Annotated in this window: 17 protein-coding genes; 16 read left to right on the top strand and 1 reads right to left on the bottom strand. The window is 60.2% G+C overall.

Annotation, left to right across the window (positions count from 1 at the left end; genetic code table 11):
- The first annotated feature begins 457 nt into the window (after positions 1 to 457).
- The 14 genes from L0U84_RS09335 to fdhA all read left to right on the top strand — a co-directional run bounded on the left by L0U84_RS09335 (position 458) and on the right by fdhA (position 18,130).
- Positions 458 to 1,636 carry a quaternary amine ABC transporter ATP-binding protein gene (locus tag L0U84_RS09335; protein WP_233849412.1) on the top strand — a complete coding sequence of 393 codons (1,179 nt, stop codon included), beginning with the start codon at positions 458 to 460 and terminating at the stop codon, positions 1,634 to 1,636.
- Positions 1,629 to 2,531 carry a choline ABC transporter permease subunit gene (choW, locus tag L0U84_RS09330; RefSeq protein ID WP_233849410.1) on the top strand — a complete coding sequence of 301 codons (903 nt, stop codon included), beginning with the start codon at positions 1,629 to 1,631 and terminating at the stop codon, positions 2,529 to 2,531. Before L0U84_RS09335 ends, choW begins: the two co-directional genes overlap by 8 nt.
- Before the next feature lie 12 nt (positions 2,532 to 2,543).
- Positions 2,544 to 3,536, top strand: coding sequence for a GlxA family transcriptional regulator (locus L0U84_RS09325; RefSeq protein ID WP_233849408.1), 993 nt, complete (start codon positions 2,544 to 2,546; stop codon positions 3,534 to 3,536).
- A 608-nt stretch (positions 3,537 to 4,144) separates the two neighbouring features.
- Positions 4,145 to 5,419, top strand: coding sequence for a serine hydroxymethyltransferase (locus tag L0U84_RS09320; protein ID WP_233849406.1), 1,275 nt, complete (start codon positions 4,145 to 4,147; stop codon positions 5,417 to 5,419).
- Positions 5,420 to 5,450: 31 nt separating this feature from the next.
- Entirely contained in the window at positions 5,451 to 6,422 is a 972-nt protein-coding gene (locus tag L0U84_RS09315) for a dipeptidase (RefSeq protein WP_233849405.1), read from the top strand.
- Between the two features lie 80 nt (positions 6,423 to 6,502).
- Complete coding sequence (locus tag L0U84_RS09310; RefSeq protein ID WP_233849404.1) at positions 6,503 to 7,036, top strand: DUF5943 domain-containing protein; 534 nt, start codon at positions 6,503 to 6,505, stop codon at positions 7,034 to 7,036.
- 60 nt (positions 7,037 to 7,096) lie between these two features.
- Positions 7,097 to 9,160, top strand: a complete 2,064-nt coding sequence (locus tag L0U84_RS09305; protein ID WP_233849403.1) for an NADH:flavin oxidoreductase — start codon at positions 7,097 to 7,099, stop codon at positions 9,158 to 9,160.
- 15 nt (positions 9,161 to 9,175) lie between these two features.
- A complete protein-coding gene (locus L0U84_RS09300; RefSeq protein ID WP_233849402.1) occupies positions 9,176 to 11,086 on the top strand; it encodes a (Fe-S)-binding protein in 1,911 nt (636 codons plus the stop codon).
- Between the two features lie 4 nt (positions 11,087 to 11,090).
- Positions 11,091 to 12,251, top strand: a complete 1,161-nt coding sequence (locus L0U84_RS09295; RefSeq protein ID WP_233849401.1) for an electron transfer flavoprotein subunit alpha/FixB family protein — start codon at positions 11,091 to 11,093, stop codon at positions 12,249 to 12,251.
- On the top strand, positions 12,248 to 13,006 hold the full coding sequence (locus L0U84_RS09290) for an electron transfer flavoprotein subunit beta/FixA family protein (RefSeq protein ID WP_233849400.1): 759 nt from the start codon (positions 12,248 to 12,250) through the stop codon (positions 13,004 to 13,006). Before L0U84_RS09295 ends, L0U84_RS09290 begins: the two co-directional genes overlap by 4 nt.
- Before the next feature lie 107 nt (positions 13,007 to 13,113).
- Positions 13,114 to 14,409 carry an aromatic ring-hydroxylating oxygenase subunit alpha gene (locus L0U84_RS09285; RefSeq protein ID WP_233849399.1) on the top strand — a complete coding sequence of 432 codons (1,296 nt, stop codon included), beginning with the start codon at positions 13,114 to 13,116 and terminating at the stop codon, positions 14,407 to 14,409.
- A 31-nt stretch (positions 14,410 to 14,440) separates the two neighbouring features.
- On the top strand, positions 14,441 to 15,682 hold the full coding sequence (locus L0U84_RS09280) for a hybrid-cluster NAD(P)-dependent oxidoreductase (RefSeq protein ID WP_233849398.1): 1,242 nt from the start codon (positions 14,441 to 14,443) through the stop codon (positions 15,680 to 15,682).
- 99 nt (positions 15,683 to 15,781) lie between these two features.
- Positions 15,782 to 16,636: a glycine betaine ABC transporter substrate-binding protein gene (locus L0U84_RS09275; protein WP_233849396.1), complete on the top strand. Its 855-nt coding sequence runs from the start codon at positions 15,782 to 15,784 to the stop codon at positions 16,634 to 16,636.
- Between the two features lie 294 nt (positions 16,637 to 16,930).
- Complete coding sequence (gene fdhA, locus L0U84_RS09270) at positions 16,931 to 18,130, top strand: formaldehyde dehydrogenase, glutathione-independent (RefSeq protein WP_233849394.1); 1,200 nt, start codon at positions 16,931 to 16,933, stop codon at positions 18,128 to 18,130.
- 125 nt (positions 18,131 to 18,255) lie between these two features.
- Here fdhA and L0U84_RS09265 read toward each other — a convergent pair whose 3' ends face one another.
- Positions 18,256 to 19,239: a GlxA family transcriptional regulator gene (locus L0U84_RS09265; protein WP_233849393.1), complete on the bottom strand. Its 984-nt coding sequence runs from the start codon at positions 19,237 to 19,239 to the stop codon at positions 18,256 to 18,258.
- Between the two features lie 194 nt (positions 19,240 to 19,433).
- Between L0U84_RS09265 and L0U84_RS09260 the strand changes: the two genes are divergently transcribed.
- Both L0U84_RS09260 and L0U84_RS09255 read left to right on the top strand, forming a co-directional pair.
- Entirely contained in the window at positions 19,434 to 19,892 is a 459-nt protein-coding gene (locus L0U84_RS09260) for a hypothetical protein (protein WP_233849392.1), read from the top strand.
- Positions 19,880 to 20,065 carry a hypothetical protein gene (locus L0U84_RS09255; RefSeq protein WP_233849391.1) on the top strand — a complete coding sequence of 62 codons (186 nt, stop codon included), beginning with the start codon at positions 19,880 to 19,882 and terminating at the stop codon, positions 20,063 to 20,065. Before L0U84_RS09260 ends, L0U84_RS09255 begins: the two co-directional genes overlap by 13 nt.
- Positions 20,066 to 20,143: the final 78 nt, after the last annotated feature.

The following is a 20,143-nucleotide window of genomic DNA, read 5'->3' as shown; positions in this document are numbered from 1 at the left end:
CTGCACAATTGTTACGAATATCATGCAATGAATGGTGACTTGTTCGACAGAACGGTCCTGCGACGTTCACCTGCTTCTATGCTGGTTTGGAACTAAGAATCTCGGTCGTAATTCTGCATTCCTAATCGGAAAATATTGGAAATGCTCGGTGCAGGTTGGGGATGGATTTGGTGATGAACTTCGGCTCGTCGCATCCGAGGGCCACTGGTCACTAAAAGGATCAAGGGAAGCGCTCATAGCTCTTAACCACGTCAAGCCCGAAAACCCGGCGACTCGTCCTGTTGCAGTCGCGATCTGCTAACGCAGGAGCCTGCGGAAATCACGCCCCTCCGGAGTGCTTTCCGCGGTGTCGCAATTCTGCACGTGCCTGTCGTAATTAGTAGGCTGACCCGACTTATTTCTGGGGACTATGTATGCGCAGCGCGGACACTTGTCCGCCCACGCTAGGAGACATTCGATGAATTCCCCAAAGGTGTTAGTTGAAGGGCTGTGCAAGGTGTTCGGCAACAGCCCGAAACAGGCGATCGACATGCTAGCCGGTGGCGCAACAAAAGAAGAAGTATTTAAGCGAACCGGACAGATTGTCGGTGTCCACAAGGCCTCCTTCGACGTCAAGGAAGGCGAGATCTTCGTACTCATGGGACTTTCAGGCTCGGGCAAATCCACGCTGATCCGGCTCATCAACCGGCTCATCGAGCCGACCGCCGGCAAAGTGCTGATCGACGGCCGTGACGTGGCCGCCGTGAAGCGCTCGGAACTCACGGCGCTGCGCCGCACGGACATGAGCATGGTGTTCCAGTCCTTCGCGCTCATGCCGCAGCGCACCGTTCTCTCCAACGCTGCATTCGGCCTCGAGGTCGCGGGCGTAGGTAGGAGGGAGCGTGAGGCGCGCGCGATGACCGTGCTCGAACAGGTCGGCCTCGCGCCATTCGCGCAGAAGTTGCCGGCGCAACTTTCGGGCGGCATGCAGCAGCGCGTGGGTCTTGCGCGCGCGCTAGCAGTGAATCCTTCGCTGATGATTATGGACGAAGCTTTCTCCGCGCTCGATCCGCTGAAGCGAAAGGAGATGCAGAACGTGCTGCTCGATCTGCAACGCGAGCATCGCCGCACGATTCTTTTCGTGTCGCACGATCTGGAAGAGGCAATGCGGATCGGCACGCGCATCGCGATCATGGAAGGCGGCCGAGTGGTGCAGATCGGCACGCCGCAGGAAATCATCACGAACCCCGCCGACGACTATGTCGAGGCATTCTTCGAAGGTATCGACACGAGCCGTTATCTCACTGCGGGCGACCTGATGCAGCCGGACGACGTGCCGCTCATCAAGCACTCGCCCCGGATCGATGCATCGAGCGTCGCGGCCACGCTCAACGGCAGTGCCGACTATGCGTTCGTGCTCGACGCTCAACGGCGGGTCCGCGGCTTCGTCGGACGCGATACGAACGACAGCGCCGTCCCGCGGATCAATCCCATCGAATGTGTCCAACGCAGCATGGCGCTCAGCGACGTCGTGAACCGCGTGGTCGCGAGTCCGGCGCCGCTGCCGGTTGTCGAAGCGGACGGTTCGTATTGTGGCTCGATCAACAAGGCCAATGTGCTGAAAGTCCTTACGCACCATCGAGGTTCCCATGTCTGAAATCATTCCGCTTGGCAGTTGGGTAGATCACGGCGTCCATTATCTCCTCGATCACGACGCGAAAACGTTCGATTCGATCGGCAAGGTCATCGAGACCTTCGCCGCGGCGGTCGAGCACGGCCTGCAGGCCATTCCGATGTGGGTCCTCATCGCCCTCTTTGTCGGCATCGGGTTGTGGCGCGTTGGCTGGCGATTCGCGGCGTTCGTGCTGGCGTCGCTATTGCTGATCTACGCAACGAACTTCTGGGATCAGATGGTCATCACGCTCGGCCTCACGCTGTCGTCGACGATCATCAGCCTGTTGCTTGGCATTCCGCTCGGCATCTGGACCTCGAAGAGCAAGTACGTCGAAATGGCGGTGCGCCCTGTTCTCGACCTGATGCAGACGATGCCCGCCTTCGTCTACCTGATTCCGGCCGCGATGCTGTTCGGCCTTGGGCGGGTGCCGGGCATTCTGGCCACCGTCATCTTCGCGATGCCGCCTGCTGTCCGTCTCACCACACTCGGCATCAAGCAGGTGAATCGCGAGATCGTGGAAGCGGGACAGGCATTCGGCTGCACGCCGTTCCAGTTGCTCTACAAGGTGCAGATTCCGAACGCGCTGCCCTCGATCATGACCGGTGTGAACCAGACGATCATGATGGCGTTGTCGATGGTGATCATCGCGTCGATGGTTGGTGCGGGCGGTCTCGGCAACGACGTGTTGGCATCGATCCAGCGTCTGGATATCGGTCTGGGCTTCGAGAGCGGCTTATCGGTGGTGTTGCTCGCGATCATTCTGGACCGCATCACCGAGAGCTTCGGACGTTCGCCCGGCATTGCGCGCGCCCCGCTCTTCTCCGGTCTCAAGAGCGTGATGAAAGTCCGCCGCGCACCGACGACGCAACAAGGCTAACGAGGTTCATCCATGAAGCGCGACGCGATCGTCCCAGCGGTTACCGATTCACCGTTGTCCAATCTCGCGCACTTTGGCTTCCTCACACTGCCGAACTTCTCGATGATCGCATTCACGAGCGCGGTCGAGGTGCTGCGTATGGCCAATTACATCGGCCGCACGCAGCACTATCGATGGTCGATCATCACGCCGGACGGCGAGCCGGCGCACGCGAGCAACGGAATCACCGTGAAGCCGACGGTGACGCTCGACGAAGCGGGCATGCCTGACGTGCTGATAGTCTGCGCGGGCTGGCGGGTCGCCGATTATGTCGACGACAGGGTGATCGAGGTTCTGCAACGTGCACACAAGGCGGGCATACCACTCGGCGGCATCTGCACCGGGCCGTACGCGCTGCTGGCCGCGAAGCTGCTCGACGGCTATCGCTGCACATTGCATTGGGAGGACATGTCGCCGGTCAACAAGCGCTTTCCACACGTGCGCTTCGCGGATGAGATCTTCGTGATCGATCGCGACCGCATGACGTGCACGGGCGGCACCGCGCCGCTCGACCTGATGCTCAATCTCGTTGGCATGCGATTCGGCCACGCGCATGCGGCGCAGGTGTCGGAGCAGTTTATTGTCGATCGTATTCGCGGTTCGAGAGACTTTCAGCATATTCCAGTCGACGCGCGTGTGGGCTTTTCACGTGCGGAGCTTGTCGAGGTCGTGCGCCTCATGGAAGCGAACATCGAGGAGCCCCTGTCGCTCGAGGAGTTCGCACGGCTCGTGCGTCTTTCGCAGCGGCAGTTACAGCGTATGTTCAAGAAGTTCCTTAGCGTATCACCCACGAACTATTATCTGACGTTGCGTTTGCGGCGCGCGCGGGAGCTTCTGCGCAACACGGATGCATCGATTTCGCACGTGACGAGCATCTGTGGATTCCATTCGCCTTGTCACTTTAGCAAGGCGTATCGCGCGCAGTACGGGTATCCACCTAGCGTGGAACGAACCTTACCTGAGTGATAGCGCTATCCCCTTTGGTCATACATGCGGCGTGGGCGTGCGTCGCTCGGGTTCGATCAAGTGCAGGACGTCCAGTTAGACAATCGGCTTCTAACCGTTCGCGGCAGTCTCGCCTTCCCGCTGCGCAGACATCAGCGTTTTGATTTCGAGCGCGCAGTACCGAGATCTCGTTCAGGTACCAACGTGCCGCAAAGCCCGGTAGAAGACGAAACAAGTTCTATCCGGCGATCCCAAAAAACAGCATCGATATCTCGGCCCATTCTGTCGTCGGTGACAGGTTTTGGCAGGTCAGGACCGTGTTACCAACTCATTTCTCGGCGGATGCGAGGCACCTTCACCGGTTTGCTCATCTATCACTTTGAAGTGCACGGTCGTTTCGCCCGGTGCGGCACGATACTAAATAAAAAGCCCCTACAGCGAATTCATTTGCGCTGCTCGTCGAAAATGGACGCACATGTCGGAAATGGTAAAGAACGCGTCTGAATTCTTACGTTGATCCGCGGGCCGAAAGACAAGAATAGACCCAACGACGAAGGCCACGACAACTGCCTGCGAAACCCGTAGGCCTGCGTCACACGACCGTTCTTCTTTCCCCACGGACCTCTCCCATGTCGAACACGAATCCCTTCTTCCAAGAGTCGCTCACGACGCGCGACACATTGGTGCGCGGCGCGATCCTGAAAGAGCTGGAGCGTCAGCAATCACAGATCGAACTGATCGCGTCGGAAAACATCGTCTCGCGCGCCGTCCTCGAAGCGCAAGGCTCGGTGCTCACGAACAAGTACGCGGAAGGTTATCCGGGCAAGCGCTATTACGGCGGCTGCGAATTCGCCGATGAGATCGAGCAGCTCGCCATCGACCGCATCAAGGAACTGTTCAACGCGAAGTTCGCTAACGTGCAGCCTCACTCCGGCGCGCAGGCCAACGGCGCCGTGATGCTCGCGCTCGCGAAGCCGGGCGACACCGTGCTCGGCATGTCGCTCGACGCGGGTGGCCACCTCACGCACGGCGCGAAGCCGGCGCTGTCGGGCAAGTGGTTCAACGCCGTTCAATATGGTGTGAACCGCGACACCATGCTGATCGACTATGAGCAGATCGAAGAGCTCGCGCAACAGCATAAGCCGACGCTGATCATCGCGGGCTTCTCGGCGTATCCCCGGGAACTCGACTTCGCGCGGTTGCGCAAGATCGCCGATAACGCCGGTGCGAAGCTCATGGTTGACATGGCGCACATCGCCGGCATCATTGCCGCGGGACGTCATCAGAATCCGGTCGAACATGCGCACGTCGTCACGTCGACGACGCACAAGACTCTGCGCGGCCCGCGCGGCGGATTCGTGCTGACCAATGACGAAGAGATCGCCAAAAAGATCAACTCCGCCGTGTTCCCCGGGCTGCAAGGCGGCCCGCTGATGCACGTGATCGCGGGCAAGGCCGTCGCGTTCGGCGAAGCGCTGCAGCCGGGCTTCAAGACCTATATCGACAAGGTGCTCGCCAATGCACAGGCGCTGGGCGTTGTGCTGAAGGAGGGCGGCGTCGATCTCGTCACAGGCGGCACCGACAACCATCTGTTGCTCGTCGATCTGCGTCCGAAGGGCCTCAAGGGCAACCAGGTGGAGCAGGCGCTGGAGCGCGCCGGCATCACCTGCAATAAGAACGGCATTCCGTTCGATACCGAAAAGCCAACCATCACTTCCGGCATTCGTCTCGGCACGCCCGCAGGCACGACGCGTGGCTTCGGCGTGAACGAGTTCCGCGATGTCGGCCGCCTGATTCTCGAAGTCTTCGATTCATTGCGCGAGCACCCGGAAGGCGATCCCCAAACCGAACGGCGCGTGCGCCGCGAGATTTTCGCGCTCTGCGAGCGCTTCCCCATTTACTGAGCCTGACGAACGGACAACGCTGAAACTCATTATGAGCACGCTACACCAAGACAGCATCATTATCGATGGTTTGAACATTTCGAAGTTCGAACGCTCCGTGTTCGAAGACATGCGTAAAGGTGGTGTCACCGCCGCAAATTGCACGGTATCGGTATGGGAGAACTTCACGAAGACCGTCGATAACATTGCAGTGATGAAGCAGCAGATTCGCGAGAACAGCGAATTGGTAATGCTGGTTCGCTCGACGGAAGACATTGCCCGCGCAAAGAAGGACGGAAAGACCGGCATCATTCTTGGATTTCAGAACGCGCATGCATTCGAGGATAATCTCGGCTACATCGAGGCATTCGCCGAGCTCGGAGTCCGCGTGGTGCAACTCTGTTACAACACGCACAACCTCGTCGGGACCGGCTGTTATGAGCGCGATGGCGGCCTATCCGACTTTGGACGCGAAGTCATCACGGAGATGAACCGCGTTGGCATCATGGTCGATTTGTCGCACGTGGGCAGCAATACGTCGTCGGAAGCGATTGCGTATTCGAAGAAGCCAGTCTGCTATTCCCACTGTCTGCCTTCTGGTCTTAAGGAGCATCCCCGCAACAAAACCGACCAGCAACTAAAGGAAATCGCCGATGCGGGTGGTTTTGTCGGCGTGACGATGTTTGCGCCGTTTCTTAAGCGCGGGATCGATGCAACCGTCGACGACTACATCGAAGCAATCGGCTATGTGGTTAATCTGATCGGCGAGGACTCGGTTGGAATTGGCACGGACTTCACACAAGGTTATAGCGTCGATTTCTTTGACTGGCTCACGCACGACAAGGGTCGCTATCGACGTCTGACGAATTTCGGCAAGGTCGTAAACCCGGACGGTATTCGTACGATCGGCGAGTTTCCGAATCTGACAGCGGCGATGGAGCGCGCCGGTTGGAAGGAGTCGCGAATTCGCAAGATCATGGGCGAGAACTGGGTGCGCGTGTTCAGAGACGTTTGGGGCGCGTAACGCAGCGATCGATCCATTACCTGGATGAAAAAGAGAGCGGCGCAGCGATTTGCGCGCCCTTTCCTCACGGAGATACCACAATGCAACCGCAACTGCCTATCGACGTCGATCCGCAAACCGGCGTCTGGACCACCGACGCGCTGCCGATGCTCTACGTGCCGCGCCACTTCTTCACGAACAACCATGTCGCCGTCGAGGAAGCGCTCGGCCGTGAGACCTACGCCGAGATTCTTTACCAGGCCGGCTACAAGTCCGCGTATCACTGGTGCGACAAAGAAGCCGAGAAGCACGGTATCAGCGGCATCGCCGTGTTCGAGCATTACCTGAAGCGCCTGTCGCAGCGCGGCTGGGGCCTCTTCAGCATCGTGGAAGCCGACCCGGCGACCTCGCACGCGCGCATTCACCTGCACAACTCGTCCTTTGTGCTGGCGCAGCCGGGCAAGCACGGCAAGCTCTGCTACATGTTCGCGGGCTGGTTCGCCGGCGCGATGGACTGGGTCAACGACACCGCGCCCGACAGCGCGAAGAAAGGCCCGCGCTCTAAATCCATCGAGACGCAGTGCGCGGCCGAGGGACACGATCACTGTGTGTTCGAAGTGTCGCCACAGGCTTAACCGCGCCGGAGACAACGCGGCACAGTAGTTGCATGTAAAACCATTCCGAGGTCGATCGCAATGCGTTACCCGAACCTTTTCAAGCCTCTTCAGCTGAACAAGCTGACCCTGCGCAACCGCATCGTCAGCACCGCGCACGCTGAGGTCTATGCCGAGCCGGGCGGCCTGCCCGGCGACCGCTATATCCGTTACTACGAGGAAAAGGCGAAGGGCGGCGTCGGCCTCGCCGTGTGCGGCGGTTCGAGTCCCGTGTCAATTGACAGCCCGCAAGGCTGGTGGAAGTCAGTGAATCTCGCGACCGACAAGGTCATCGACCCGCTCTCGCGGCTCTCGGAAGCGATGCATCGCCACGGCGCGTTCATCATGATCCAGGCGACGCACATGGGCCGCCGCTCCGCGTGGCACGGCGAGCACTGGCCGCATCTGATGTCGCCGTCGGGCGTGCGCGAGCCGGTGCACCGCGGCAACGCGAAGATCATCGAAGTAGAAGAGATCAAGCGCATCATCCAGGACTTCGCAGCGGCCGCGAAGCGCGTGAAGGATGCCGGCATGGACGGCATCGAGATCTCGGCGGCGCACCAGCATCTGATCGACCAATTCTGGAGTCCTCGAACGAACTTCCGTACGGACGAGTGGGGCGGTTCGCTCGAGAACCGTCTGCGCTTCGGCGTGGAAGTGCTGCAAGCCGTGCGTGACGCAGTGGGTCCCGATTTCTGTGTCGGCCTGCGCATGTGCGGCGACGAGTTCCATGAGGACGGTCTCTCGCACGAGAACCTGAAGGAAATCGCGCAGGCGATGTCCGAGACGGGTCTCATCGACTACATCGGCGTGATCGGCTCCGGTGCGGATACGCATAACACGCTTGCCAACTGCATGCCGCCGATGGCGTTGCCGCCCGAGCCGTTCGTGCATCTCGCGGCGGGCATCAAGACGGTCACGAAGCTGCCGGTCATGCATGCGCAAAGCATTCGCGATGCGGGGCAGGCCGAGCGTCTGCTCGCGAACGGCATGGTCGATCTCGTCGGCATGACGCGCGCGCAGATCGCCGATCCGCACATGGTCATCAAGATCCGCGATGGCCGTGAAGATGAAATCAAGCAGTGCGTCGGCGCAAACTATTGCATCGACCGCCAGTACAACGGCCTCGATGTGCTGTGCGTCCAGAACGCGGCGACCTCGCGTGAACAGACGATGCCGCATGTCATCGAAAAGACGCGCGGGCCGAAGCGCAAGGTCGTGGTTGTCGGTGCGGGTCCCGCAGGTCTCGAAGCGGCACGCGTCGCGCGTTCGCGTGGTCATGATGTCGTGATGTTCGAGAAGAACGATTACGTCGGCGGTCAGATCATGCTCGCCGCGAAGGCGCCGCAACGTGAGCAGATGGCCGGCATTGTGCGCTGGTTCGACATGGAGACGAAGCGCCTGGGCGTCGATCGCCGTCTCGGTGTTGCCGCTGACGAGAAGGTGATCATGGCCGAGAAGCCGGACATCGTCGTGCTCGCGACGGGTGGTTCGTCGTTCACGGATCAGGTGCCCGCATGGGGCGTCGAGCAAGGCCTCGCAGTGAGTTCGTGGGACATCCTCTCGGGCAAGGTCGAGCCGGGCAAGAACGTGCTCGTCTATGACGGCGTGTCCACGCATGCCGGCGCGGGCGTCGCGGACTTCATCGCATCGAAGGGCAATAACGTCGAAATCGTCACGCCAGACGTGAAGGTCGCCGACGACACCGGCGGCACCACGTTCCCGATCTTCTATCGCCGTCTCTATGCGCAGGGCGTGATCCATACGCCGAACTACTGGCTCGACAAGGTGTACGAGGAAAACGGCAAGAAGATCGCCGTGATCCGCAACGAGTACACGGAAGAGCAGGAGGAACGCGCGGTGGACCAGGTAGTGATCGAGAACGGCATCACACCCAACGACGCGCTCTACTGGAAGCTGAAGTCCGAGTCGCTCAATCGCGGGCAACTCGACATGCACAAGCTCTTCGCCGCAGAGCCGCAGCCGTGCCTCAGCGAAGAACTCGGCAATGGACGCTTCGTGCTGTTCCGCGTCGGCGACTGCATCTCCATGCACAACATCCACAGCGCGATCTACGATTCGCTGCGTCTCTGCAAAGACTTTTGACGAGGGGATTGGACGATGAACCCCGTGTTTGTCATCACCGCGCTGCTGTGGCTTTCGATGGCGGGCCTCGCGTTCGCCCTGCTGAAGCGCGCAGCCTACTGGCGCGAAGGGCGGGCCACCACGGCCGGCGCGTATGGCTGGTCGAACCTGCTGACCATCCCCAAGCGCTATTTCGTCGACCTGCATCATGTCGTGGCGCGTGATCCGTATATCGCGAAGACGCACGTCGCGACCGCGGGCGGCGCGATCCTCGCGATGGCGCTGGTGTTCGTCAACTACGGTCTCGCGATCTATTCGCCGTGGCTCGACAAGGCCATCTTCATCGCGGCGATCATCATGCTCGTCGGCGCGGTGTTCGTATGGAAGCGCCGTCGTGCGAAGGACGTGCCCGCGCGTCTGTCGCATGGACCGTGGGACAACCTGCCGCTCTTGCTCGGTTCGTTCGCGCTTGGCCTCGCATTGTTTATGCTGCTGCCTGCATCTTGGATGTCCGGTGGACTGGCCATCATCGTCGCCGTGCTGATCGCAATCGGTGCTTACACGATGACCTTCGGCGCGGCGCAAGGCGGCCCGATGAAGCACGCGATGGCCGGTTTGCTGCACCTCGCGTTCCATCCGCGCCAGGAACGATTCAGAGCCACGACCGGGCAGGAAGTGGTGCCGCCGACGGCTTTGAAAAAGCCTGCGCTCGATGCGAAGGAATACGGCGTCAGCAAGCCGGTCGAGTTTCGCTGGAACCAGCTGCTAAGCTTCGACGCCTGCGTGCAATGCGGCAAGTGCGAAGCCGCGTGCCCCGCGTTCGCTTCGGGTCAGCCGCTCAATCCGAAGAAGCTGATTCAGGATCTGGTCGTCGGCATGGTCGGTGGGTCGGACTCACAGTATGCGGGCAGCCCGACGCCCGGCATTCCGGTCGGCAAGCACACGGGTGGTCCGGCCAAGCCGCTGATCTCGCAGTTGATCGAAGCGGAGACGATCTGGTCCTGTACGACTTGCCGCGCCTGCGTGCAGGAGTGCCCGATGCTGATCGAGCACGTCGATGCCATCGTCGACATGCGCCGCAACCAGACGCTCGTCGAAGGCAACGTGCCGGGCAAAGGTCCGATCACGCTGGCGAACCTGCGTGAAACCGGCAGCCAGAACGGTTACGACATCGGCGCGCGGTACGACTGGTCCGTCGATCTGCAGGTACAGGTCGCGCAGCCGGGGCGCCCCGTGGATGTGCTGCTGATTGCAGGCGAAGGTGCGTTCGACATGCGTTATCAGCGCACGCTGCGTGCCTTGGCAAAGGTCATGAACAAGGCGAGCGTCGATTATGCCGTGCTCGGTAGCGTCGAAACGGACACGGGCGACACGGCACGTCGTCTCGGCGATGAAGCCACGTTCCAGCAATGCGCATCGAAGCTGATGAACACGCTGTCGCAATACCAGTTCCGCCGCATCGTCACGGCCGATCCGCACGTGCTGCACAGCCTGCGCAACGAGTATCGCGCGCTCGGCGGCTACTACGAAGTGCAGCATCACACTGCGTTCATGGCCGAGCTGGTATCGAGCGGCAAGCTCACGCCCAAGGCCGCCGCCGTGCTCGCGGACAAGAAGATCACGTATCACGATCCGTGTTATCTCGGCCGCTACAACGGCGAGACGGAAGCGCCGCGCAAGCTGTTGAAGACCATCGGCATCAAGGTGGTCGAGATGGAGCGTCATGGCATGCGGGCCCGATGCTGCGGCGGTGGCGGCGGCGCGCCGCTGACCGATATCCCCGGCAAGCAGCGCATCCCCGATATCCGCATTGCCGATGCGAAGTTGATCGGCGCGGAAGTGGTCGCGGTCGGCTGTCCGCAGTGCACCGCGATGCTGGAAGGCGTGGTAGGCGAACGTCCCGAAGTGCTCGACGTGGCGGAGCTCGTCGCCGCCGCGCTGGAGTAAAGCAATGAACGAGATCAAACGAATCGACCCGCGCCGTCCGTTCATCATCACTGCGGAAGGGCTGAAGCGCATCACACTTGGTGAAGTCGGCAATGGCACCGTGCTGGACTTCACACACGGCGGCCATAAGGAAGCGGTGAAGCCATGCCGCACGACGAAGCCCGCGACACGCTCGCTGCTCGTCGCGGCACATACGGATCGCGGCGCGCTCGACGATCACGCACGCCAGGCATTGGCCGCGGCCGCGCTGCTCGCCGATGACCACACGCAAGTCGTGCTGATCGCGTTCGGCGAGTTCAAGGACGATGCCGGCGCGTTGGGCGCGGACCGTTATATCGAACTGCCCGCGTTCGACCGCCGCAGCTTCGCGCCGGATGAGGAAGTCCGCGCGCTGACGGCGTGCGTAGCATCGTTCTCGCCGGTCCATGTATTCATGCCCGACAGCGCGACCGGCGATGGTGACCTCGGCCGCCGCTATGCTGCGCGCGCCGCTGCTTCGATTGCGACGCAAGTGGTCGAGCTCGACGCAGCGCATGTCGCGTCGTATGCGCATGCCGGCCGTGCCTACGCATCGCGCACCTTGCCCGATGTGATTCTGCTCGCGCAGAACGCCGTCGATGCCAAGCTGCCGTTTGTCGGCGCGGGCGAAGCGGTGAAGCCAGAAGGCATTGTGCCCGAAGCGCGTGTGAGTGCGTACGTCGATCTCGGCATCGAGGAAATGGACGCCGCGCAGGTCGCATTGGAAGAGGCGGACTTCATCGTGTCGGCGGGCAACGGCGTGTCCGACGTCGCCGCGTTCGAGACGCTCGCGGGCACGCTGGGCGCGGCGATTGGCGCGAGCCGCGTCGCCGTCGACGATGGCAAGTTCACACGCGACAAGCAGATCGGCGCGACCGGCAAGACCGTCGAGGCGAGCGTGTATATCGCATTCGGCATTTCGGGTGCCGTACAGCACTTGCAGGGCATCAAGGACGTGCGGCATGTGATCGCCGTCAATCTCGACGCCAGCGCGCCCATTGCGAAGCGCGCGAATCTGACGATCGTCGCAGATACGGAAGAGACCATCAAGGCATTGACCGACGCAGCCGCCGCCGCACGCGCCGCGCGCGCCAGCGGCGAATCGATCGTCGAGACCGCGCCCGTCGCCCAAGGAGTTCCAGCATGAAGATCGCGGTATTGGTTTCGACCGGACGCCATCCGGTCAGCGGCACGGCGCGCTACAGCCGCAACGACGCCGCCGCGCTGACGATCGGCATCGATATCGCGAAGGCGCACGGCGCGCAGCTGGAAGTGCTGCATGCGGGCGATCCCGCCAACCCAGCACTTACCGAATATCTTGCGCTCGGCGCCCCGCGTGTCGAAGTGCTGAACACACAGGCCGACGCCTGCGCTGCCCTTGCGCAAAGGCTCACGGGATACGACCTCGTGTTGACGGGCACGCGCGCCGAAGGCGCGTATGACAGCGGCACGCTGCCTTACAAGCTCGCCGATGCGTTGAACATGCCGCTGGTCGGCGCGGCCGTGGACGTCAGCGTGACGAATGAAGGCGTGGAAGTGCGCCAGTTCATGCCGAAGGGCCTGCGCCGCCGCGTGCGCGCGCCGTTGCCCGCGCTCGTCGCCGTGCATCCGCTCGCCAACGCTGCACCGCGTTATGCCTACGCACGCATGCGTGAGGGACACGTCGCGCCGGTCGCCGCGCCCGCGCCCGCCGACAAGGAACGCGCCGCATGGAGCCTCATGGCGATCACCGCGAAACCGAAGAAACTGGCCGCGCCGGAAAAGCGCTCGGGCCACGCGCGGATGCTTTCGGCGACGACGACGGAAAGCCGCGGCGGCAACGTCGTATCTGAAGGAAGTTCTGTCGAAAAAGCACAAATGATCATGGCCTATTTGCGCGAGCATCAACTCGTCGATTACTGATTTCGACGCGGTCTTCGGCGCAACGGAATACCCACATACAAGAAGCAGCAGCCCGCGTTCAAAGGTGTTTGGCGGGGCACCAGACGTGACGCACAACGGAGCACACGATGAAAGTTTCGGCAGACGTTCGGGCGATGATCGAACGCCGCAAAAAGGGCCACACGCTCGAGGCGCCGTTCTATACGAGCGAAGAGATTCACACACTCGACCTCGAGTCGATTTTCCGTAAGACCTGGATTCAGGTCGCCGTCGAACCCGATATTCCCGAGCCGGGCGATTACACGACGGTCGAAATCGGCAATGATTCGATCCTGATCGTGCGCGACGACGACATGGAAATCCGCGCGTTCTACAACGTGTGCCGCCATCGCGGCGCGCGTCTGTGCAACGAGGAAAAGGGCTCGCTCGGCAACATCGTGTGTCCGTATCACAGCTGGACGTATAACCTCTCCGGCGATCTGATGTTCGCCGAACACATGGGCGACCAGTTCGACCGTTGCAAGCACAGCCTCAAGAAGGTGCATGTGCAGAATCTCGCGGGCCTCATCTTCATCTGTCTCGCCGATGAACCGCCCGCCGACTTCGCCGTGATGCGCGAAGCGATGGAGCCGTATCTCGCGCCGCACGGCCTCAAGGATTGCAAGATCGCGGCGAGCATTGACATCGTCGAGAAAGGCAACTGGAAGCTCACGATGGAGAACAACCGCGAGTGCTATCACTGCGTCGCGAACCATCCGGAGCTGACCATCTCGCTCTATGAGTACGGCTTCGGTTATCAACGCTCGCCCGCCAACTCGGAAGGCATGGCAGCGTTCGAAAGGACTGTCGAAGAGCGCACGAAGCAATGGGAAGAGATGTGCCTGCCGTCCGCCGAAATCGAGCGTCTCTCCGATCTCGTCACGGGCTTCCGCACGCAACGCCTGCCGCTCGACCGCGACGGCGAATCGCAGACGCTCGATGCGAAGGTCGCTTCGAAGAAGCTGCTCGGCGGCTTCGAGCGCGCGGACCTGGGCGGCCTGTCGTTCTGGACCCAGCCGAACTCGTGGCATCACTTCATGAGCGATCATATCGTGACGTTCTGCGTGATTCCGCTTTCGTCGGGCGAAACGCTCGTGCGCACAAAATGGCTCGTGCACAAGGACGCGAGCGAGGGCATCGATTACGACGTCGACAACCTCACTGCCGTGTGGCGCGCGACGAACGATCAGGACCGCACGCTCGTCGAGTACTCGCAGCTCGGCGTGGCGAGCAGCGCATACGAGCCGGGGCCATACTCGCCGTTCACGGAAGGGTTGGTGGAGAAGTTCGCCGATTGGTACATCTGCCGGCTTACTGACTTTGCCGATTCTCAAGAAAATGAGTCTGCGGCGGGTGTCGAGAAAGTTGTTTCCTTTGAGCGGTAAGTGCCCTCTAAGGCATGCAGTAGGAGCAGAAATGATGCGAGAGCATGCTGCGTTCGAGCCGACAGACAGCCGTGTCACCCAGCCGAAGTTCTGGGGGACGCTACCCATGCGCTGGAATTGCGACACGGACGAGACACTCGTTTGCTGTTACGTCCGGCAGGAAACGCACGACGTCAAGAGCTTTTTCTTCAAGGTTCCCGGCGAGCGTACCTTCGTCTTCGAGCCGGGGCAGTTCATCACACTCGAGCTCGAGATCGACGGCGAGCAAATCAACCGCTGCTACACCATCTCGTCCTCGCCGGCGCGCCCGCACACGATCTCCATCACGGTGAAGCGCGTGCCGGGTGGCCCGGTGTCGAACTGGCTGCACGACAACATGGTCGCGGGAGCGACCGTGCGGGTGCTCGGGCCGTCGGGCGAGTTCACCTGCGCACGTCATCCGGCGCGCAAGTATTTGTTTCTGTCTGCGGGTTCGGGCATCACGCCGCTCATGTCGATGAGTCGCACGCATCACGAGCTCGTCGACGATGCGGACATCGTGTTCGTGCATAGCGCGCGGACGCCGGACGACATCATCTTCGCGCGTGAGCTCGATCTGATCGCGTCGAACCAGAAGAACTTCCGCACCGCGTTCGTGTGCGAGCGAATCGGCACGCGCACGAACTGGCCGGGCGTGACGGGCTTCCTGACTCTGCCGCTATTGAAGCTGATCGCGCCGGACTTTCTCGAACGCGAGATCTTCACGTGCGGCCCTGGACCGTACATGAACGCAGTGCGCACTCTGCTCGACGTGGGTGGTTTCGATCGCAAGCATTATCACGAGGAAAGCTTCTCGTTCGGTGTCGTCGAAGACGTCGCGGCGGATCTCACGACGGCGCATGTCGGCGACGCGCTCGCGACGCAGACCGATTTCGTCGAGGCGCGTAAAGAGGCTGTCGGCTTCGCGCCGGCGCCCACGGAGTCTGTCGAAGCCGCGCCCACGGAGCCTGTCGAGGTCGCGGCGGTCGCCACGAAGTTCAAGGTGAACTTCGCCAAGAGCCGGCGCGATATCGAGTGCGGCAGCAACGAGCATGTACTCGATGCGGCGAAGAAGGCGGGCGTGCGTTTGGCGTCGTCGTGCACGCAGGGCATGTGCGGGACGTGTAAGGTGAAGCTCGTCTCCGGCGAAGTCGCCATGAAGCATGCGGGTGGCATTCGTCAGCGCGAGATCGATCAGGGCATGGTACTGCTCTGCTGCAGCAAACCGTTGAGCGATTTAGTCGTCGACAAATGAATCATCAGCAGAGCCGGCGGAGCAACGATATTTACATTTCAACATGTAGAGCGTGAGACGGCATGGGGCCGCAATACGAGAGCGATAGGGTGGAGAGACATGAGACGGATCAGAAGACTTCTTGTTTTGGGTGCAATCAGTGCGATGCTGGCTACCAGTGTGAACCTGAGAGCTGACGAAAAACCGACCATCAAGATTGGTTACGTCGAAGGCTGGGACGATAGCGTCGCGACTTCTAACGTGGCTGCACGAATAATCGAAACGCGCCTTGGTTACAAGGTTGAACTCGTGCCTGTAGCTGCTGGCATCATGTGGCAAGGCGTGGCGCGTGGCGATCTCGATGCGACGCTCTCTGCGTGGTTGCCTGTCACCCATGGCGCCTACTGGAACAATTTCAAGTCGAAAGTCGTGGACTTGGGGCCAAACTTCCTGGATGCGAAGATTGGCCTGATCGTGCCGGCGAACGCGGACGTGTCGAGTCTGAGTGATCTTGAAGCGAAGAAGGCGGAATTCGACTCGCGCATCGTCGGCATCGACGCGGGTGCGGGTGTGATGCAAAAGACGAGCGAAGCGATCAAGGCGTACAACCTCGACTATAAGCTTATGCCAAGTTCGGGTAGTGCGATGACCGCTGAGTTGGCTCGGGCCGAGGCCGCGAACAAGCCGATCATCGTTACGGGCTGGAAGCCGCACTGGATGTTCGCGAAATACAAACTCAAGTTTCTCGACGATCCAAAGAAGGCTTTCGGTGAAGCCGAGCACGTGGATAATGTGATTAATCCGGGGCTCGAACAGAAAGCGCCGCCAGTCGTGTCGTTTCTGAAAAAGTTCCAGTGGAAGCCGGGGGAGATTGATAGTGTGATGCTCGCCACGCAGAACGGCACCAAACCCCCTGCCGCGGCGGACGAATGGATCAATGCGCATAGCGACCGCGTCGATAGCTGGGTTAAATGAAGTGTACGCGTTTGGACGCCGCGCGCATGCGGCGCTTTTTCTATCTAACAGATCTTCAATATGTGCGTGGAAATCGCGCGACATGAGGGGCTGGAACAGCGTCGGAGCCTAGCTAAACATCACAGAGGGCGTGTGTAGTGTTAGATGCTTAAATCGTCTGATCATGTCGGCGTGGTGCAAGAGCTGTCGGGTTTTGCCTACCGTCCAAGCTGAATTGCGGACTATCCTTGAATACTTGTTGCCGTGGGCCGGTTCGTTGGTGTGGTGGAACACTATCCAAGGAGGGAGAACGCAATGAGCAATAATCGAGGTGTCGTATATCTGGGACCGGGAAAGGTCGAGGTGCAGAAAATCGACTACCCGAAAATGGTCGATCCCAGCGGGCGAAGTATTGGCCACGGCGTCATTTTGAAGATCGTCAGTACCAACATTTGTGGGTCTGACCAGCACATGGTGCGCGGTCGCACGACGGCACCGGTCGGCCTTGTGCTGGGTCACGAGATTACAGGTGAAGTGATTGAGATCGGCCATGATGTCGAGACAATCAAGATTGGGGACCTGGTGTCCGTTCCGTTCAACGTAGCCTGCGGACGTTGTGCGATGTGCAAGGAGCAGCATACGGGGGTGTGCTTGAATGTGAATCCTTCACGCGCAGGTGGTGCGTACGGATACGTGGACATGGGAGGGTGGATTGGCGGGCAGGCAGAATATGTAATGGTCCCGTATGCGGACTTTAACCTTCTGAAGTTCCCTGACCGCGACCAGGCGATGGCGAAGATTCGTGACCTTACGTGCTTGTCGGACATCTTGCCCACCGGATATCATGGCGCTGTCACTGCCGGCGTGAAACCCGGCGCCACAGTCTACATAGCTGGTGCAGGGCCGGTCGGAATGGCTGCTGCTGCATCGGCGCGGTTGCTTGGGGCGGCTTGCACGATCGTCGGCGACATGAACGACGACCGTCTAGCGCACGCCAAGGCGATGGGTTTCGAGGTTGTCGACCTATCCAAGGATGCAACGCTCGGTGACCAAATTGCGCAGATCCTTGGTAGACCGGAGATCGACTGTGCGGTCGACTGTGTCGGCTTCGAAGCCCACGGTCATGGGGTCGCGGGCCACTCTCAAGAAGCACCTGCGGTAGTGCTCAATTCGTTGATGGAAATCACACGCCCCGCTGGGTCGATTGGGATTCCAGGACTCTACGTGACCGACGATCCAGGCTCGAAGGACGTCGCCGCTCAACATGGGAGCCTAAGCATTCGGTTCGGGCTGGGCTGGGCAAAGTCTCACTCGTTCCACACGGGCCAGACACCTGTGCTGAAGTACAACCGCAACTTGATGCAAGCAATCTTGTTCGACCGACTTCCGATCGCTGAAATTGTCAATGTCACAGTCATTTCGCTTGACGAGGCGCCCGATGGGTACAAGCAGTTCGACGGTGGGGCGCCGCGCAAGTTCGTTCTCGATCCACACGGCCTACTCAAGGCCGCGTAGCACATGAAAAGAGGGCGACCCGATTCTCGGGTTGCCCAGTTAAATCCTCCAGCTCGTGATTTGCATCGCGGGTGCTTCACCGCACGGTGATTCTCCATTCAGCACCCGCAAAGCATCGGGCCGAATTAGGCGTGTGCCGCGAGCGGTGCGATCTGCTTGCGGCGCTCCTGCGTTGGCGCGACGCCAAACGCATCGCGGTAGCTTTTGCTGAAGTGACATGCCGAATGAAAACCGCACGCAATGGCAATGTCCATAATTGACATGTCGGTTTGAAGCAGAAACTGACGCGCGCGGCGCAAACGCAAAGTCACGTAATAGTGTGTCGGTGTCGTCCCGAGATGCTCTTGAAATAATCGTTGCAACTGTCGTTGCGACAGGTTTCCCAGACGCGCGAGTTCGTCGCGTGAAAGCGGCTCCTCAATGTTGTTTTCCATCAATGCGATGACTTCAAACAGCGCCTTTTTGGCCGAACCCAATCTTGCAACAAGTGGAATACGCTGTTGAGCACTGGTATCTCGTACGTGCTCTAAAATAAATTGTTCAGCTATCTGCGTAACCCGTGCCATGCCGATGCGAGGGGCGATTAAGTGCAGCATCATGTCAAGAGGCGCAACGCCTCCTGTGCATGTGACGCGGTCGCGATCAAAGACGAAGAGCTCCCTCAGAAATTGGGTGTTCGGAAACTCTTCTTTAAGCGCCGATAGATTTTCCCAATGAAGAGCACAAGCATATCCGGCCAGAAGACCAGACTTTGCGAGTGCATAGGCACCCGTGCAGAGGCTACCAAGGGCGACACCCGACCGCGCGAAGCGTCGCAGTACCGCCACATGCGCTTTTGTCGTCACACGCTGAACATCAACGCCCCCGCACACGAACATGATGTCGGCGGTCGCAAGCAGTTCCGCAGGCTCAGTTTGAAGAGAGAGGCCGTTACTAGCCACCACTGGACCACCCTCGGGACTGACGATGGACCACCTATATAACGATTGGCCACTCAAGTAGTTGGCCATACGTAGAACTTCGATCGCGCTTGTGAACGCTATCATTGTGAAGTTCGGCAGCGGCATGAACGCGAAATGCGCTAATGACGCTGTTTGTTGGGGCAACATGGAGCCGTTCCTTCATTTTTATCGGTCCAGCAGCGATATTAGTGCTGAACTACCAAATTTTGGGATCGGGAAGTGAAAGAACACTATGCGGCAAAACCCTATGGTAGATAGCGTATACCCGTAATTTAACGAAGGCGAGTCGCGACACCTATCGGTCGGTGCTGGCATCCGGTCAATCAGAACAAGCTGCAAGCATGACTTCGTTAAATTCGCCGATCGAATGCCACACTCATGCCTTCACGCAGACCGAGCGCCGCGGCTTCTTGCCGATCGTCGAGCGCAGCGACTGTGGAATCGATGCCGCTTGCCTTGGGCTAATTTCGGCACTCCAAGCTACGAAGGTCGGTATTGTCCGGCGTCGCGCGACATCGCCCAACAACGTGTCGCCTCATGTCCGCGATGCGAGGTTGCTGCCTTGGATGAGCGTGCTCGACGACGTGATGCTCGACTTTCCGTACAGCACACGTTACGAGGCTCGCCGACGCTCCCCTGAAATGGAACTGAGTAAGCGTGAGCACAAGTTGGTGCCGCGCTTGTCGGGCGGTCAACTACAGCCTGTGCCCCTGGTGCTGGTGCGTAGGCGAGATCTGCTGGCGCTAAATCAATACTCGGCGCGCTCGATGCGTTTAAGCGCATCGAAATGCAAAGCCTGATCGACAGGGTGCGGCGCGAGCATCGCTTTACGGCATTTCTCGTCGCGCACGATGTGCAGGAAGCGGTGTCGCTTGGGTATTGCATCGTGCTCATCGAGCAGATACGTATCATGCTCGATACCGAAGTGGGTGCCGCAGCATCCGCTCGCTCGCACGGCCATGCGTTCTTATAGACTGAAAGGGCAGATGCTGTTGCGCGCGTTGTCCAACAATGAGCGAGAGGAGCGCCGAGGTGAAACTCCTCGACCAGA

Source organism: Paraburkholderia sp. HD33-4, from assembly GCF_021390635.1.
Classification (GTDB): domain Bacteria; phylum Pseudomonadota; class Gammaproteobacteria; order Burkholderiales; family Burkholderiaceae; genus Paraburkholderia.
The sequence above is the reverse complement of the archived record's forward strand: the minus strand, read 5'-3'. Positions and strand labels throughout refer to the sequence as shown.

Excerpts from the sequence above, each read along its gene's own strand:
- L0U84_RS09280 (WP_233849398.1), top strand. The coding sequence starts at position 14,441 with ATGATGCGAGAGCATGCTGCGTTCGAGCCGACAGACAGCCGTGTCACC.
- L0U84_RS09320 (WP_233849406.1), top strand. The coding sequence starts at position 4,145 with ATGTCGAACACGAATCCCTTCTTCCAAGAGTCGCTCACGACGCGCGAC.
- L0U84_RS09260 (WP_233849392.1), top strand. The coding sequence starts at position 19,434 with ATGACTTCGTTAAATTCGCCGATCGAATGCCACACTCATGCCTTCACG.
- L0U84_RS09315 (WP_233849405.1), top strand. The coding sequence starts at position 5,451 with ATGAGCACGCTACACCAAGACAGCATCATTATCGATGGTTTGAACATT.
- L0U84_RS09275 (WP_233849396.1), top strand. The coding sequence starts at position 15,782 with ATGAGACGGATCAGAAGACTTCTTGTTTTGGGTGCAATCAGTGCGATG.
- L0U84_RS09265 (WP_233849393.1), bottom strand. The coding sequence starts at position 19,239 with ATGTTGCCCCAACAAACAGCGTCATTAGCGCATTTCGCGTTCATGCCG.
- choW (WP_233849410.1), top strand. The coding sequence starts at position 1,629 with ATGTCTGAAATCATTCCGCTTGGCAGTTGGGTAGATCACGGCGTCCAT.
- L0U84_RS09335 (WP_233849412.1), top strand. The coding sequence starts at position 458 with ATGAATTCCCCAAAGGTGTTAGTTGAAGGGCTGTGCAAGGTGTTCGGC.
- L0U84_RS09295 (WP_233849401.1), top strand. The coding sequence starts at position 11,091 with ATGAACGAGATCAAACGAATCGACCCGCGCCGTCCGTTCATCATCACT.
- L0U84_RS09310 (WP_233849404.1), top strand. The coding sequence starts at position 6,503 with ATGCAACCGCAACTGCCTATCGACGTCGATCCGCAAACCGGCGTCTGG.
- L0U84_RS09305 (WP_233849403.1), top strand. The coding sequence starts at position 7,097 with ATGCGTTACCCGAACCTTTTCAAGCCTCTTCAGCTGAACAAGCTGACC.
- L0U84_RS09290 (WP_233849400.1), top strand. The coding sequence starts at position 12,248 with ATGAAGATCGCGGTATTGGTTTCGACCGGACGCCATCCGGTCAGCGGC.
- L0U84_RS09325 (WP_233849408.1), top strand. The coding sequence starts at position 2,544 with ATGAAGCGCGACGCGATCGTCCCAGCGGTTACCGATTCACCGTTGTCC.
- L0U84_RS09285 (WP_233849399.1), top strand. The coding sequence starts at position 13,114 with ATGAAAGTTTCGGCAGACGTTCGGGCGATGATCGAACGCCGCAAAAAG.
- L0U84_RS09300 (WP_233849402.1), top strand. The coding sequence starts at position 9,176 with ATGAACCCCGTGTTTGTCATCACCGCGCTGCTGTGGCTTTCGATGGCG.
- fdhA (WP_233849394.1), top strand. The coding sequence starts at position 16,931 with ATGAGCAATAATCGAGGTGTCGTATATCTGGGACCGGGAAAGGTCGAG.
- L0U84_RS09255 (WP_233849391.1), top strand. The coding sequence starts at position 19,880 with ATGCAAAGCCTGATCGACAGGGTGCGGCGCGAGCATCGCTTTACGGCA.